The organism is Methylobacterium sp. J-048 (assembly GCF_022829515.1).
In the GTDB taxonomy this organism is placed as follows: domain Bacteria; phylum Pseudomonadota; class Alphaproteobacteria; order Rhizobiales; family Beijerinckiaceae; genus Methylobacterium.
On sequence record NZ_JAKSYL010000108.1, the window covers coordinates 1 to 13,983 of the forward strand.

At 67.5% G+C, this 13,983-nt stretch carries 15 protein-coding genes and 1 tRNA gene; 11 read left to right on the top strand and 5 right to left on the bottom strand.

Going from position 1 to position 13,983, the window contains the following annotated elements; translation table 11 throughout:
- On the top strand, positions 1–1,332 hold a 1,332-nt coding region (locus tag MKL09_RS08520), incomplete at its 5' end, for a phage tail tip lysozyme (RefSeq protein WP_244019503.1).
- Between the two features lie 96 nt (positions 1,333–1,428).
- Here MKL09_RS08520 and dgt read toward each other — a convergent pair.
- Positions 1,429–2,967 carry a dGTP triphosphohydrolase gene (dgt, locus tag MKL09_RS08525; protein ID WP_244019504.1) on the bottom strand — a complete coding sequence of 513 codons (1,539 nt, stop codon included), beginning with the start codon at positions 2,965–2,967 and terminating at the stop codon, positions 1,429–1,431.
- A gap of 560 nt (positions 2,968–3,527) precedes the next feature.
- On the opposite strand from dgt, the gene MKL09_RS08530 reads away from it, so the two are divergent.
- The 4 genes from MKL09_RS08530 to MKL09_RS08545 are packed head-to-tail and all read left to right on the top strand — an operon-like array spanning position 3,528 to position 4,937.
- Positions 3,528–4,031 (top strand): hypothetical protein, encoded by a 504-nt coding sequence (locus MKL09_RS08530; RefSeq protein ID WP_244019505.1) that lies wholly within the window; start codon positions 3,528–3,530, stop codon positions 4,029–4,031.
- Entirely contained in the window at positions 4,028–4,246 is a 219-nt protein-coding gene (locus tag MKL09_RS08535) for a hypothetical protein (RefSeq protein ID WP_244019506.1), read from the top strand. The genes MKL09_RS08530 and MKL09_RS08535 overlap by 4 nt, the downstream gene beginning before the upstream one ends.
- The gene (locus tag MKL09_RS08540) at positions 4,246–4,728 is read left to right on the top strand and encodes a hypothetical protein (protein ID WP_244019508.1); all 483 of its coding nucleotides are present in this window, start codon (positions 4,246–4,248) and stop codon (positions 4,726–4,728) included. Before MKL09_RS08535 ends, MKL09_RS08540 begins: the two co-directional genes overlap by 1 nt.
- A complete protein-coding gene (locus MKL09_RS08545; RefSeq protein ID WP_244019510.1) occupies positions 4,719–4,937 on the top strand; it encodes a hypothetical protein in 219 nt (72 codons plus the stop codon). The genes MKL09_RS08540 and MKL09_RS08545 overlap by 10 nt, the downstream gene beginning before the upstream one ends.
- Before the next feature lie 175 nt (positions 4,938–5,112).
- Here MKL09_RS08545 and MKL09_RS08550 read toward each other — a convergent pair.
- Positions 5,113–5,188: transfer RNA gene (locus MKL09_RS08550), tRNA-Glu, on the bottom strand.
- Between the two features lie 127 nt (positions 5,189–5,315).
- On the opposite strand from MKL09_RS08550, the gene cobU reads away from it, so the two are divergent.
- The 5 genes from cobU to MKL09_RS08575 all read left to right on the top strand — a co-directional run bounded on the left by cobU (position 5,316) and on the right by MKL09_RS08575 (position 9,592).
- Entirely contained in the window at positions 5,316–5,822 is a 507-nt protein-coding gene (cobU, locus tag MKL09_RS08555) for a bifunctional adenosylcobinamide kinase/adenosylcobinamide-phosphate guanylyltransferase (RefSeq protein WP_244019512.1), read from the top strand.
- Positions 5,819–6,421 carry a cob(I)yrinic acid a,c-diamide adenosyltransferase gene (gene cobO / locus MKL09_RS08560; protein ID WP_244019513.1) on the top strand — a complete coding sequence of 201 codons (603 nt, stop codon included), beginning with the start codon at positions 5,819–5,821 and terminating at the stop codon, positions 6,419–6,421. Before cobU ends, cobO begins: the two co-directional genes overlap by 4 nt.
- A 23-nt stretch (positions 6,422–6,444) precedes the next feature.
- Positions 6,445–7,887, top strand: a complete 1,443-nt coding sequence (locus MKL09_RS08565) for a cobyric acid synthase (protein WP_244019515.1) — start codon at positions 6,445–6,447, stop codon at positions 7,885–7,887.
- A gap of 80 nt (positions 7,888–7,967) precedes the next feature.
- Positions 7,968–9,314 carry an MFS transporter gene (locus tag MKL09_RS08570; protein ID WP_244019516.1) on the top strand — a complete coding sequence of 449 codons (1,347 nt, stop codon included), beginning with the start codon at positions 7,968–7,970 and terminating at the stop codon, positions 9,312–9,314.
- 101 nt (positions 9,315–9,415) lie between these two features.
- Positions 9,416–9,592 (top strand): hypothetical protein, encoded by a 177-nt coding sequence (locus MKL09_RS08575; protein WP_201025797.1) that lies wholly within the window; start codon positions 9,416–9,418, stop codon positions 9,590–9,592.
- Positions 9,593–9,596: 4 nt separating this feature from the next.
- On the opposite strand, the gene MKL09_RS08580 is transcribed toward MKL09_RS08575, so the two are convergent.
- Both MKL09_RS08580 and cbiB read right to left on the bottom strand, forming a co-directional pair.
- Entirely contained in the window at positions 9,597–10,511 is a 915-nt protein-coding gene (locus MKL09_RS08580; protein WP_244019517.1) for an NAD(P)-dependent oxidoreductase, read from the bottom strand.
- A gap of 52 nt (positions 10,512–10,563) precedes the next feature.
- Positions 10,564–11,547 carry an adenosylcobinamide-phosphate synthase CbiB gene (gene cbiB / locus MKL09_RS08585; RefSeq protein ID WP_244019518.1) on the bottom strand — a complete coding sequence of 328 codons (984 nt, stop codon included), beginning with the start codon at positions 11,545–11,547 and terminating at the stop codon, positions 10,564–10,566.
- Between cbiB and cobD the strand changes: the two genes are divergently transcribed.
- A complete protein-coding gene (gene cobD / locus MKL09_RS08590) occupies positions 11,539–12,567 on the top strand; it encodes a threonine-phosphate decarboxylase CobD (protein WP_244019519.1) in 1,029 nt (342 codons plus the stop codon). The genes cbiB and cobD overlap by 9 nt on opposite strands.
- Here the strand turns inward: cobD and MKL09_RS08595 are convergent.
- Positions 12,560–13,735 carry an MFS transporter gene (locus MKL09_RS08595; protein ID WP_244019520.1) on the bottom strand — a complete coding sequence of 392 codons (1,176 nt, stop codon included), beginning with the start codon at positions 13,733–13,735 and terminating at the stop codon, positions 12,560–12,562. The two genes, cobD and MKL09_RS08595, sit on opposite strands and share 8 nt — an antisense overlap.
- Between the last annotated feature and the right edge of the window lie 248 nt (positions 13,736–13,983).

Below are 13,983 nucleotides of genomic sequence, written 5' to 3' on the forward strand. Positions count from 1 at the left end.
GATCGCTTCCAAGACTGGATCCGCTCGAACCCCGAGAAGGTCGAGCACATCATGGATGGCATCTCGAAGGCCCTCGTCTGGGTCGCCGAGAAGATCGGCGCATTGGTCGAGAGCATCACCGGGAGCAACGGGGACGAGTTCATCAAGAAGTGGGACGCCTTCAGCGAGCGCGTGGAGCGGTTCGCCACTGCGGTGGAGCGCATCGCCAAGGCGTCCGTTCAGGTGTCGAACCTGCTGGACAAGTTCAGCGGCAAAGAGGTGTCTGGCGTCGGCTCAGCCTCGACGTGGCTGCTCGAAAAGATGGGATTGCTGCCCCCCGGTAGTTCGAGCGGTCCGGGGACGGTTCGCAACGGCGTGTCGTTCGACGAGCAGCGCGAACGGGCGCCCGCTGATCGGCCGGGCCTGTTCAAGCGGGCGGCGCGGGCTGTGAAGCGCGCCCTCAATGGCGGCTCAGCGGAGGCTCACGGTGGTGACGGCGGTTTGCCGGCCGAGGATGACGGGACCATCACCACACACGGCCACCGCTGGAAGCCCGGCGCCAACTCTGCGGGTGGCAAGGAGCGGGTCGCGTCCTGGCTGAAGTTCGCTCAGGCGCCTGTCGCTGAGGGTGGCATGGGTGCGGATCTGGAAACCGCCAGGTCCCTTGTTGCGACCATGCAGGGCGAGTCGACCGCGAACCTCGACCCGACGATCAAGGGCGACCCGGATGCGAGCGGTCGCCCAACGAGCTTCGGCACCGCGCAGTGGCACGCAGAACGGTTCACGCAGCTCAAGGCGTTCGCCGACAAGATGGGGGTCGACTGGACTGACGTGGGTGCTCAGCAGCAGTTCCTCCGTCATGAGTTCTTGCGTGGAAGTTACCGGAAGGTCTGGGATCGGATGCAGGCGGCCCCGACAGGCGAGGGGAAGTTGCGGGCTATGATTGAGGGCTACGAACGCCCTAAGTATCCAGGCAAGGCATATGACTTCCGCCTACCGAACCTGCACGCCCTGCGGCGTTCCGGGGCGGGCGTTGCACCCGCCGAGGCCGCCAATTCCAAGATCGTCGTGCCGCCGACCGCCGCAGGTGTGCGCGCTGCGCCCAACATGACACCGGGCGGCTTCGATCCGAACAACATCGACCCCGCCAACCTGATGAAGTTCGACCCGGCGACCTCACCCGCGGTGGTGAACAACAGCACGTCGAGCAGCAGGGCGGTGCATCAGACCTTCCACAACACCACGACGGTCAACGGTGCAGACAACCCCCGGCAGGCCGCCCGGATCATGGAGAGCGCATTCGGCAACATGCACAGCCTAGCGCTGCAGAACGCGCAGTCGGCGACGGTGTGAGTCTATGCAGTTTCGACCGAGAGTGGGCAGGAAAAAGAAAGTTAAGGAGGGCACTTTTGCGCATATCATCTATCGCGAGTCAGACGCCCTGCAGTGCTAAAATGGCTTATGAACAGTTAGATGGCTCGTACCGTGTAGTCGACCGTAAAACTCAAATGCATATCTATCCGTCATTCCAGCAATGAAGTCACATATTGCTCTAAGTCGAACCAGCTCTGAGGATCCTTTACAAAGAGCTTTGAAATCATCAGGAAGAAGTCTTGTTCCGTCATGTTCTTTGTCGGCTAACGCGTTGAAGATAGATTTTACAATTTCCTTGCCTCGATATTCGACGACTTGAAGTCCTGAGGACCGTATAATCGTCTCGAATGTAATATTTTTTAATACTTCGACTTGGAGGAACGTGTTAACATCAAGCCGGGCTTGGTGTAGTTGTGGTATGCTTTTATGCTGAACTATCTCAATGCCGCTGATAAACGAGCCAACAAGACTCGACGTAAAGTCAGTCCGAGCATAGCCATCGCTGGCCAGCTTTCTTGAGATTTGTTGTACCTTTGCGGCCGTCAACATTTTCTTCGCTTGACGCTTTAAGCTGCGGTCCCGTAAGAGCGCTTCGTCGTCGTCATCAATAGCAAAAAGAAGCGTATCAAATACAAAAACTAAAACAGACTTTACATATTCCGCATCAATCACGTAATCATAATCTGGATACTGCTTTTCAAGCCTTGAATTGATGGTTTCCGCCACATGCTGGTATATTTCTTCATTAAGCACAAATAGGTCCAATGGTTTTAAGAACCCCGCTTTGAAGTTATCTTCAAGATCGTATGTTGAATACGCAATATCGTCAGCAATATCCATGATTGAGCATTCTATTGTCTTAAATTTTTCACCTTCACCTAGGCCTGGGGCGACTTTTTCTTTTATTGCGCGCACAAGTTCTGTTTCCTCGCCGTAATACCCCTTCATGACTCCCTTTTTGCTTCTATCAGAATATCGCTCTGGAATTTGGGAGTCGTACTTGAGAACGGCGGCAAGGCTTCGATAAGTTAAATTTAGGCCGGCCCGTAAATCCTCCCTTCCGTCGAACGGCCGGACCTCATTATCTGTCAACCGGACAATAGATTTTTTCTCTAATCGAGATACGATGCGTAGAGTCTGCGCATTACCTTCAAATCCACCGTGTTCTCTCATGCATTCGTCGAGAGCTTCTTCGCCGTTGTGGCCAAATGGTGGGTGACCCAAGTCGTGAGCAAGACCTGCAAACTCGACGATATCCGACTCAATCTGATTTGCGCCGGAAAATGCCGGGTGAGTAGCATTTAGCATAATTGCCACAGATTTAGCGATTTGGGCAACTTCCAGCGAATGGGTCAATCTATTGCGATAGAAATCTGACTCGTGACCGGGAAAAACCTGGGTCTTGCCTTGAAGGCGTCGAAAGGCAGGTGAGTGAATGAGCCGGGCATAGTCACGCCGCCATTCGGATCGATATTTTTCGTTGCGTACATCTTCATCAACTGTACGCTCAACGTCGCCCGGCCCATACATGCGCGTCACTTGCGTTCTGTTATTATTTATCTTTGGTTTTGCTGGCCGTGTGGCTGCCAGAACTTGACGGGTAGTGTTTTGCATCGCCAGTTACTGATGCTCGGAGACCGCTAAGCTCACGAAACACCGTTTGCTTCACCGCTCTGGCCTGGCTACCAAACGGCGGCTTATTCGAAAGCGCTTTGGTCATCACAACCCTCCTGGTGGCAATCGTCTAACGTAGGCTTCGGTACCGCCGCTGGACAGACTCTTTATCAGCCAGCGACACCTTTTTCCCGCATCGTAGTTTCGGTGCGGTCGTTGCGAACGCGCGCGCAGGCTCGCCTTCCTTTGCTCCCTGCCTTCCGGCGCACTCATAATGGCCTCGCCTTCAGCGCCTCTTCCACGAGGCGGCGGATGGCCTCCGTCCGCGAAGGAAGATCGGGCTGGTTGCGCCGCCAATCATCGACGGCATCCATCTGAGCGACCGTGAACCTCATAGGGAAAGGGTCGGCAAAGACGGTCCCACGGGGCCGGCCTTTGACTTTCTGTTCTACGGGCGTTGACATCGTCAGCATTCTACTCGTATAACAGAAATGCGGACCGAACGGAAGGGCTCAATCTTCCATCCGGTCCTAACCACGAACTGGCAGGACCACACAGCCATGGCTATCCAGCACCCTACACCGCCATTCGGCGGCGGTGAACGCCCGCGCTTGCCTTCAGCACAGGTAGGACCGGTTACACAGGCCCTCAGGGCTTGCCGTCCCGTCGATCCGGCCGACCTCGCCATCGCCGACATCCAGATCGGCCTGGCGAGCTTCTTCGCCGATGCCGACCGCCAGCGCGTCCGCGAGTTGCGCCGCCGGATCGCTGATCGGATCGAGGCGGACCTCGACTTATTAGATGCGCTCGACGGCGACGCTGACCGCGAGGCGGACTACGCCTCCTGCGAGCATCATCCGTCAGGCGGTCTGTGCACCTTGGGCCGCTCCACCGACGACGAAGAATCGCTGTGTGGGATCGGCACGCACCCCGGTGGCAGCCTGAACCTCTGGCCTTCCCACGATGATCGGGAGGCCGGTGACGACAACGGCATCGCTGATTGGCAGGGCGAGTCCGAGCAGCGGGCCCGGCATCTGACACTCGTCGCGGGAGGCTGCTTATGAGCGCCGCCCGAGTCGACTGGGGCAACATCCTCAAGATGGAGGATGACCTGCGCAACCTGCAGCGTCTCGCCAATGTTCTGACGACGCTCGGCACCCACGACGATATCGTCGACCGCGAGTGCATCTACGTCATCGGGTGCTTCCTGCATCAGATGGGAGTCCGGCTGGAGCAGCGCTTCGACGACATCCGCCCCGTGATGCTGGAGGCGCGCTGATGGCCTCCACCCGCCGCGCCGCGCTCGGCGCCTTATTAGCTCTTCCGGCGGCCTCGCTGCCGGCTCTCGCGGCCACACACGGCGAGCTTCCGGAGCGAGAGGCGCAGTTCCTCGCCCTCGCGCCCCGGATCCTACCGCTGGTCGAGGCTCTCAAGTCCACCTGGCAGGAGGCGCATCGTCTCTACACAGCTGCTGAAGACGAGGCTGGCACGTTCCCCGGCTACGACGACGAAAAAATGCGCCGAGCATGGGTGCACCGAGCGAAAGCGGCTCGCGACGCAAACGGCTACAGCGATGCATGGGGCGTCTTCAATGCCACCGATGTCGCTCTGACGCAGGTGGTGAACGGCTTCGACGAAGTCGAGATGACCACGCTACCGGCCATCCTGCTCAAGGCGATGTTGGTCGACCTTGGGGATTGGTGGAAGGACAGCGTCGTCGCCGACCTCCAGCGGTACGCGGAGGCTCAGCTATGCGCCTGATGTTCTCCCTGGGTGCTCTGGGTGCTCTGGCCGGCCACGTCGTCGGCTTCACCGGGCTCGGCCGCCGCGTGTTCCTAGCCTGGCTCGCACATCGCGATCTGCAGCGGGCCAAGGCGCTGCTGCGGCGTTCTGACCGACGCTACGCAGCCTCGGGGCTGTTCCGAGTGCCGGTCACGGCCAGCGGCGTACCCCGTGTGGATCGCCTCTGAGGGACTCGCCCTTAAGTTCAAACATCTCATGGGCTTAGGGCTCAAATCGTGGCCCAAGAGACTCACCTCATCCGCGCGTCTGTGCGGGCGATAGAGTCCACCACTGCCTAGGTGCGTATATGGGACATTCGTTGGACATGCCCGGCGCCGATACAAGCTAAGTACTTGAAATTACTGGCGCGCCCTACGGGAATCGAACCCGTGTTTTCGCCGTGAAAGGGCGACGTCCTGGACCGCTAGACGAAGGGCGCTTTGGTTAGGCCGGGGTTCTATAGTCGGCGGCGGCGCGTCCGGCAACTGTCGATCCGCACGTCGGCGCGGGTTTGACCCGGGGACGGGTTGAAGCGATGGAGGGGGATGCTACAAACTCCGCCTCGCATGACCCTCGTCCTCGGCGGGGCGCGTTCCGGCAAGAGCGCCTACGCGGAGGGGCTGATCGAAGCCTGTCCCGGCCCGTGGCTCTATCTCGCCACCGCGCAGGCCTTCGACGACGAGATGGTCGCGCGCATCGCCCAGCACCGCGCCCGGCGCACCGGGGCGTGGCTTACCCGCGACGTGCCGCTTGCCCTGCCCGAGGCGGTGGCGGCGGCGGAGGGCCCCGTCCTGGTCGATTGCCTCACCCTTTGGCTCACCAACCTGATCCTGGCGGAGGCCGAGTTGGAGGACGCGGTGGCGCGGCTTCTCGCCGCCTGCGCGCGGGCGGCGGGGCCGCTGGTGCTGGTCGGCAACGAGGTCGGGCTCGGGATCGTGCCCGACAACGCGCTCGCCCGCCGCTTCCGCGACGAGGCCGGGCGCCTGCACCAGCGGCTCGCCGCCGGGGCCGACCGGGTCGTGCTCACCGTCGCCGGCCTGCCGCTCATCGTCAAACCAGGAGTGCCCGCATGAGCGACGACGCGACCCGCCACCGCGAGAAGATGGAGAAGCGCAAGGCCGTGCAGGACGCCGAGGTGGCGGAGAAGACCCTCGAGAAGGGCCTGCTCCTGGTCCATACCGGTCCCGGCAAGGGCAAGAGCACGGCGGCGCTCGGGCTGATGCTGCGCGCGCTCGGCCGCGGCTGGCGGGTGGGCATGGTGCAGTTCATCAAGGGCGGCTGGGATACCGGCGAGCGCCACGCGGTCGGAGTGTTCGGCGACAGGGTCGCCTGGCACACCCTGGGGGAGGGGTTCACCTGGGAAACCCAGGACAAGGCCCGGGACATCGCCGCCTGCCGCCACGCCTGGGCCGTGGCCGAGGGCCTGATGGCCGACCCCACGATCCGCCTGCTCGTCCTCGACGAGCTCAACATCGCGCTCCGCTACGATTATCTCGACCTCGACGCTGTGGTCGCCGCCCTGCAAGGCCGCCGGCCGGACCTGCACGTGGTCGTCACCGGCCGCAACGCCAAGCCGGCCCTGATCGAGGCCGCCGACCTCGTCACCGAGATGGGCAGCGTGAAGCACCACTTTTCCGCCGGCGTGAAGGCCCAGGAGGGGATCGAGTTCTGAAGCCCGCGCGCAAGAAGGCCCTGATGATCCAGGGCACCGGCTCCGATGTCGGCAAGTCGCTGCTCGTGGCGGGGCTGGCGCGCGCCTTCACCGACCGCGGCTTGGCGGTGCGGCCGTTCAAGCCGCAGAACATGTCGAACAACGCCGCCGTCACACCGGATGGCGGCGAGATCGGCCGGGCTCAGGCGCTCCAGGCCCGGGCTGCCCGGGTGCCGCCCTCCGTGCACATGAACCCGGTGCTGCTGAAGCCTCAGAGCGAGGTCGGCTCCCAGGTGGTGGTGCAGGGGCGGATGGTCGCCACCGTGAAGGCCCGCGACTACCAGGCCTGGAAGCCCCGGCTGATGCCCGCCGTTCTGGAGAGCTTTTCGCGCTTGGCCGCGGAGGCCGACCTCGTGCTGGTCGAGGGCGCGGGCTCGGCCTCGGAGGTCAATCTTCGGGCCGGCGACATCGCCAATATGGGCTTTGCCCGGGCCACCGACACGCCGGTGGTGCTGGTCGGCGACATCGACCGGGGCGGGGTGATCGCGAGCCTGGTCGGCACCAAGGCCGTGATCGAGCCGGCCGACGCCGCGATGATCGCCGGCTTCATCGTCAACCGCTTCCGCGGCGACCCGAGCCTGTTCGCCGACGGCATGCGGCTGATCGCCGAGCGGACCGGCTGGGCGGCTTTGGGCCTGGTGCCGCATTTCCCCGAGGCCGCGCGCCTGCCGGCCGAGGACGTGCTCGGGCTCGCGGGCTCCGGGCCGCGCCCGGCCGGGACCGTCACGGTGGCGGTGCCGGTGCTGCCGCGCATCGCCAATTTCGACGATCTCGACCCGCTTCGGGCGGAGCCGGGCGTGTCGGTGGTGCTGGTGCGCCCCGGAACGCCGATCCCCGCGGAGGCCGCCCTGGTGCTGCTGCCGGGCTCCAAGACCACGATCGACGACCTGGATTTTGTCCGCGCCGAGGGCTGGGATGTCGACCTGCACGCCCATGTCCGGCGGGGCGGGCGGGTGCTCGGCCTGTGCGGCGGTTACCAGATGCTGGGGCGCAGCCTCGCCGATCCGCACGGGATCGAGGGGGCGCCCCGCACGGTGCCGGGCCTCGGGCTCCTCGACGTCGAGACCGTGATGACACCCGACAAGCGGCTGGCCGAAGCCACAGGCACGAGCCTGTCCGATGCGGTGCCGTTTTCGGGCTACGAGATGCATATCGGCACGACCCAGGGCCCCGACGCGGCCCGGCCGCTGCTGCGGCTCTCCGACGGGCGCACCGACGGGGCGGTCTCGGCGGACGGGCTGGTGGCCGGGACCTACGTGCACGGCCTGTTCGCGCACGATGCCCAGCGCGCCGCCTGGCTCGCCCGCCTCGGCACGGTCTCGGAGGGATCCGGCTACGAGGCCGGGGTCGAGGCGGCCCTCGACGGCCTGGCGCGACACATCGCGGCCCATGTCGACTGCGACCGGCTCCTGGCGCTTGCCCGGTAGGCGAGGGCCACGCCACGGATTACTCTGTGTAATTGCCGGCCCTCGCCACGAGGGGCCGCACGGGTCCAGAGGAACGCCAGATGCCCCCCACGCAGCCCCCCGGCGAGGAGTTTGCCGAGAGCACCGTCCGCACGGTGACCCTGCGGCTGATGCCGCTGCTCGGCCTGCTCTACCTGATCGCCTATATCGACCGGCAGAACGTGTCCTACGCCAAGCTGGACATGGTCGGCAGCCTGGGTCTGAGCGAGACCGCCTATGGGCTCGGCGCGTCGCTGTTCTTCCTCGGCTACTTTTTGTTCGAGGTCCCGGCCAACGTCTTCCTGGAGCGGGTCGGCGCCCGGGTCTGGTTCGCCCGGATCATGTTCACCTGGGGCATCGTCACGCTGTTGCTCGGCTTCACCCAGAACGCCGCGATGTTCTACGTGCTGCGCTTCCTGCTCGGCGTCTCAGAGGCCGGCTTCTTCCCCGGTGTGCTGTTCGCGCTCACCCTCTGGTTTCCGCAGGCGCACCGGGCCCGGATGATCGGCTGGTTCATGATCGCCAGCGCGGTGGCCAACGCGGTCGGGGCGGCGATCGGCGGGGCGCTGCTCGGTCTCGACGGGGTCCTGGGGCTGGCGGGCTGGCAATGGGTGTTCCTGGCCACGGGGGCACCGGCGATCGTGATGACCGCAATCGTGCTGCTGATCCTGCCGAACGGGCCGGAGACGGCGCCCTGGCTGTCCCAGGACCAGCGCGACTGGCTCGCCCGCACGCTCCGGGCCGAGCGGGAGGGCGGCAGCCTCGTCGATCACGGCAACCCCTTCGCGGCGCTCCTCGACAAGCGCGTGCTGATGCTCGCCGGGGTCTACGTCTCGCTGCCGCTGGCCGCCTACGGCCTGGGCTACTGGCTGCCCACGGTGGTCAAGGGCTTCGGGGTCTCGAACCTGACCAACGGCTTCCTGAACATCATCCCGTGGGTCGCAACCGCCGTCGCCCTGTGGTGGGTGCCCCGCCATGCCGCCCGCACCGGCGCCCAGGGCAACGCCCTGACCTGGCACGTGGTCGGGCCGGCGCTGGTCGGGGCGACCGGGCTGGCGCTGAGCGTCATCCTGCCGGGCAACGCCGTGAAGTTCGCCTGCCTGTGCGTGGCGGCGGCCGGGACGTTCTCGGCCCAGCCGGTGTTCTGGTCGATGCCCGCGACCTTCCTGCGCGGCGCCACGGCGGCGGCCGGGATCGCGGCGATCAACTCGGTGGGCAATCTCGGCGGGTTCGTCGCGCAGAACATGGTCCCGTTCATCCGCGACCAGACCAAGAGCGACCTCGTGCCGATGCTGTTCCTGTCGGCCTGCCTGGCGATCGGCGCCGGCCTGATGTTCGTGGTGCTCTCCGCCCTGAGACGGGATGCGGCCAAACGCGCGGCGCCGCCGACGGCAGCTCGGACGGCCTGAACATCGGTCGAACCCGTGCGTTATCCTTCATAATGCTGGTTCATCCGGCATGATGATGCAATCCCGCGCCCCTGCGGACCATCGTCGAGGAGGATACCGCGATGAGTGAAGGCATTCCGCTTCTGTTTCTTGCCCTGGGGACCCTCGGCGGTGTCTGGTTTCTGGCCGCAGCGGCCCGGAAGCAGGTCGCCGACGCCAAGGGCTCTCCGGAGCGGTCGAGCGTGATCCGCGACCATGGCGGCGCACCGCGGGCGAACATGCCGGGTACGGAGCACTGACCCATCAGCCGGCGGCGATCCGCCGGCAATGGTCGAGGGCGGCGCCGATCAGGTTGTCGCTGGCCTCCGGCGTGCGGAAGGCAGAATGCGCCGAGAGGACGACGTTCGGCAGGGACGCGAGCGGGTGGTCGGCGGGCAGCGGCTCGACCATGAACACGTCGAGCCCGGCCCGGGCGATCCGCCCGGCGCGGAGCGCCTCGACCAGGGCGCCTTCGTCGATCAGCGCCCCCCGGGCGGTGTTGACCAGGATCGCGCCGGGCTTCAGGGCGGCGATGCGCGCAGCCGACAGGAAGCCGCGGGTCTCGTCGGTCAGGAGCAGGTGGAGCGAGACCACGTCGCTCTCGGCCAGCAGCTGTTCCAAGGGCACGAATTCGACGCCCGGATGCGTTTTTGGGGTCCGGTTCCAGGCCAGAACCCGCAGGCCGGCGCCGCGGCAGAGCCGCGCCATCTCGGCCGCGATTCCGCCGAAGCCGACGAGGCCGACGGTCTTGCCGGTGAGCTGGATCGCCTCGGTGCGGAGCCACCGCCCCGCCCGCATCGCCCGGTCCATCTCGGGCAGGCCCCGGGCGGCGGCCCAGAGCAGCGCGAAGGCGCATTCCGCCACCGCGGTATCGCCGTAGCCCTTGATCGTGTGGACCGTGATGCCGAGTTCGGCCTGGAGCGCCTCCGGGTCCATGTAGCTGCGCGCGCCGGTGCCGAGGAACACCGCGTGCCGCAGATTCGGGCAGGCGCGAGCCACGTCCACGGGGAGGGCGGTGTGGTCGATCACCGCAATCTCCGCCCCGGCGAGCAGGCCGGGCAGGTCCTCCGGGGTGATGTCGGGCTGGAGGTTGATCGCGAACGGGGGATCGTCCGGCCGCAACAGGCGACGCGCCACCGCCGCCAGGGTCTCGCTGGCATCGACGAACACCGCACGCATCGGCTTCTCCCTGTCCCGCTTAACTCAGCGTAGCGCAGGCCGTGCCGTCGGGTCAGCCCATCACGACGAGCCAGAGGGCGAGCAGCGCCAGGACGAGCCCTCCCTGGATCACACAAGCGGTGCGGTACAGGACCAGCGCCCGGGCGATATCGTCGGCCGTGGCCTCGGCCCGGCCGTCGCCCATGTGGGCGTCGGGGACAAGAGTGCCGTCATAGACCCGCGGGCCCGCGAGCCGCAGGCCGAGTGCCCCGGCCATGGCGGCCTCGGGCCAGCCGGCATTGGGCGAGCGGTGGCAGCCGGCGTCGCGGGCCATCGCCCGGAGCGCGCCGCGCGCATCGGCACCGCGCAGGGCGGCCGCCCCGACGATCAGCAGGCCGGCGAGCCGCGAGGCCGGCAGGTTCACCACATCGTCGAGCCGGGCCGCCGCCCAGCCGAAGGCGGCGTAGCGCGGGGTGCGGTGGCCGATCATGCTGTCGGCGGTGTTGATCGCCTTGTAGAGGGCGCCGCCGGGCAGGCCGAGGCAGCCGATCCAGAAGGCCGGCGCCACGATCCCATCGGAAAAATTCTCCGCCAAGCTCTCGATCGCGGCGCGGCAGACCGCCGGCGCGTCGAGCTGGTCCGGATCACGCCCGACGATCATCGATACCGCCCGGCGCCCGGCCTCCAGGCCGCCGTCGCGCAGGGCGGTCTCCACGGCCGCGACGTGGTCGTTCAGGCTGCGCTGCGCCGGCAGGCTCGCGCAGAGCAGGCCGAGCAGCAGGAAAGCGGGGAGGGGCCCGGCCCATAAGCTGAGCCCGGTGAGCGCCCAGGCCGGCAGCCCCGCGGCGGCGAGCAGAATCACCAGCGCGACGCAGCCGGCGATCCGGCGGCGGCCCTCGGAGCCGCGGTTCAGGCCGCGCTCCAGCCAGGAAATCAGCCGGCCGATCCAGGTGACAGGGTGGCCGATGGCCCTGTAGAGCGCGTCCGGGTAGCCGGACGCCGCCTCGATCCCGAGGGCAAGGGCGAGGATGGCGAGCGTATCGGGCGGATGGAGCATCGTTTCTGGAATTCCGCTCCGGAGCCGGGGGCGAGCCCGGGGCCAATCCCCCATGGCGGCGATCTCGGAAGCCTCCGACACGCCTTTCCGGACGCGCCGGAGCCCTGGCTCGACCTGTCGACGGGGATCAATCCGGTCCCGTATCGTGTGCCGCCGGTGGAGGCCAGCGCCTGGACGCGGCTGCCCGCCGCCGCCGAGGTCGAGGCCCTGCGGGTGGCGGCTGCGTCGGCCTACGGCGCGCCCGATGCGACCCATGTCGTCCCCGCCCCCGGCACCCAGATCCTGATCGAGACCCTGCCCCGGCTCGTGGCCCCGACCCGGGTCGCGGTCATCGGACCGACCTATGCCGAGCACGAAGCCGCCTGGGCGCGGGCCGGGCACGCGGTGACGGCGGTCGACGGGATCGTGGCGATCGGCGACGCGGCCGTGGCGGTGCTGGTCGATCCGAACAATCCGGACGGGCGGACCCATCCGGTGCCTGAGCGACTCGCCCTGGCGGAAGCTCTGCGCGCCCGCGGCGGCCTGCTGGTCGCCGACGAGGCCTTCGCGGATCTGGAGCCGGTGGCGAGCCTGTGCCCGCATGCGGAGTCCGGGCTCGTGGTGCTGCGCTCCTTCGGCAAGACCTACGGGCTCGCCGGCCTGCGCCTCGGGTTCGCGGTTGCGGATCCCGGGACGGCGGACCGGATCCGTACGGCGCTCGGCCCCTGGGCGGTTTCGGGGCCGGCCCTGGCGATCGGGCGGGCGGCCCTGTCGGACGAAGCGTGGCGCGCGGAGGCCGCCCGGGCGCGGGCGGTGGATGCGGCGCGGCTCGACCGGCTGATCGCCCGCGGCTGCGGCACCGTCATCGGCGGCACCAGCCTGTTCCGCACCGCCGATTTTCCCGACGGGCCGGGCCTGTACCGCCGGCTCGCGGAAGCCGGGATCGCGGTCCGGCGCTTCCCCGAGCGGCCCGCGCGCCTGCGCTTCGGCCTGCCGGCCGGGAAGGCGGCGTGGTGCCGCCTGTCGCGGGTGCTCAAGTAGCCGGTGTCGCCGGCCCGTGCGGATCGCGGGCCGCCACCAGCACGGCCAGCGCCGAGAAGGCCAGCCCCACCGCGCAGACGCCGGGCCAGCCGACCATCAGGAAGGCCTGCGAGCCGGCGAAGGCGCCGAGCGCCCCGAACACGAACAGGGTCGTGAACAGCACGGTGTTGATCCGGCCCCGTGCCCCCGGGACCAGGGCATAGGCCCGGGTCTGGTTGGCGATGAGCGCGCCGTTCATGCCGATATCGATCAGCAGGACGCCGATCCCGACCGCCACCAGAGACCACGTCCCTCCGGCCCAGAGCACCAGGAACGACAGGGCGACCATCAGGCTGCCGCCGAGCACCACCGGCTTCGCGCCGCGTGTGTCGGTGAACCGGCCCGACACCGGCGCCACGAAGGCGCCGCAGACGCCGATCACCCCGAACAGCCCCGCCCCGGCGGCGGAGAGCCCGAAGGGCGGGTTCTCCACCAGCAGCGCCAGGGTCGCCCAGAAGGCGTTGAACGCGGCAAACAGCAGCGCCTGCGACAGGCTCGCGGTGCGCAGCACCGGCTGCGACCGGGCGAGATGCAGGATCGACAGCATCAGGGCGCGGTAGCGCAGGCGATGGGTCTGGGGCGTGTGCGGCAGGGTCGCCCGGGCGATGCCGGCCATGGCGAGCGCGAGCAGCGACGCGGCCAGGAACACCGCCCGCCAGCCGAGCTGCGCGCCCAAAAACCCGCTCGCCGTGCGGGCGAGCAGGATGCCGGTGAGCAGCCCGGTCATCACCTGGCCGACGATCCGCCCGCGGCTCGCATCGGGGGCGAGCTCGGCCGCGAACGGCACCGCCTGCTGGGCCGCGCAGGCGAGCACGCCGACGACGAGGTGGGCGAGCGCCAGGCAGGCGAGGTTCGGGGCGAGGCCCACGGCGAGGAGCGCCACGGCGAGGCCGAGGCATTGCCAGACGATCAGGCCACGGCGCGGCAGGGCGTCGCCCAGGGGCACGAGCCCGACGATGCCGAGGCCGTAGCCGACGAGCGCCGTGGTCGGCACCCACAGGGCGGCGGCGTCGCCGAACTCGGACACGATCAGGCCGAGCAGCGGCTGGTTGTAATAGATGTTGGCGACCGCCCCGCCGGCGATCAGCGTCAGGCCGAGCCGGGCCTTCGCGTCGAGGAGGGTGGTCACGGCAGGGTCGGGGGCGGGCAGGCGTGCCGCGGCGGCAGGGCCGTCATGGGGGCCATGGTGGGGTCCGTGTCGGGAAGGGAGGGCCGAGACCGATACGGGCAGGGTGCGCCTCGCGGCAAGCGCCGGGGCTGCAGCCCTCGGTCACGCCCCGTGCCCCTTCACGGTCCAACGTCCTGCACCATATGCGATCGACGCGGCTCCGGACGCCCGCGTCCCGGCCGTCGAACCCAAATAGGCTGGTTCGTCAG

Excerpts from the sequence above, each read along its gene's own strand:
- cobU (WP_244019512.1), top strand. The coding sequence starts at position 5,316 with ATGACCCTCGTCCTCGGCGGGGCGCGTTCCGGCAAGAGCGCCTACGCG.
- cobO (WP_244019513.1), top strand. The coding sequence starts at position 5,819 with ATGAGCGACGACGCGACCCGCCACCGCGAGAAGATGGAGAAGCGCAAG.
- MKL09_RS08530 (WP_244019505.1), top strand. The coding sequence starts at position 3,528 with ATGGCTATCCAGCACCCTACACCGCCATTCGGCGGCGGTGAACGCCCG.
- cobD (WP_244019519.1), top strand. The coding sequence starts at position 11,539 with ATGGAGCATCGTTTCTGGAATTCCGCTCCGGAGCCGGGGGCGAGCCCG.
- MKL09_RS08535 (WP_244019506.1), top strand. The coding sequence starts at position 4,028 with ATGAGCGCCGCCCGAGTCGACTGGGGCAACATCCTCAAGATGGAGGAT.
- MKL09_RS08565 (WP_244019515.1), top strand. The coding sequence starts at position 6,445 with ATGATCCAGGGCACCGGCTCCGATGTCGGCAAGTCGCTGCTCGTGGCG.
- MKL09_RS08575 (WP_201025797.1), top strand. The coding sequence starts at position 9,416 with ATGAGTGAAGGCATTCCGCTTCTGTTTCTTGCCCTGGGGACCCTCGGC.
- cbiB (WP_244019518.1), bottom strand. The coding sequence starts at position 11,547 with ATGCTCCATCCGCCCGATACGCTCGCCATCCTCGCCCTTGCCCTCGGG.
- MKL09_RS08570 (WP_244019516.1), top strand. The coding sequence starts at position 7,968 with ATGCCCCCCACGCAGCCCCCCGGCGAGGAGTTTGCCGAGAGCACCGTC.
- MKL09_RS08540 (WP_244019508.1), top strand. The coding sequence starts at position 4,246 with ATGGCCTCCACCCGCCGCGCCGCGCTCGGCGCCTTATTAGCTCTTCCG.
- MKL09_RS08580 (WP_244019517.1), bottom strand. The coding sequence starts at position 10,511 with ATGCGTGCGGTGTTCGTCGATGCCAGCGAGACCCTGGCGGCGGTGGCG.
- MKL09_RS08545 (WP_244019510.1), top strand. The coding sequence starts at position 4,719 with ATGCGCCTGATGTTCTCCCTGGGTGCTCTGGGTGCTCTGGCCGGCCAC.
- dgt (WP_244019504.1), bottom strand. The coding sequence starts at position 2,967 with ATGCAAAACACTACCCGTCAAGTTCTGGCAGCCACACGGCCAGCAAAA.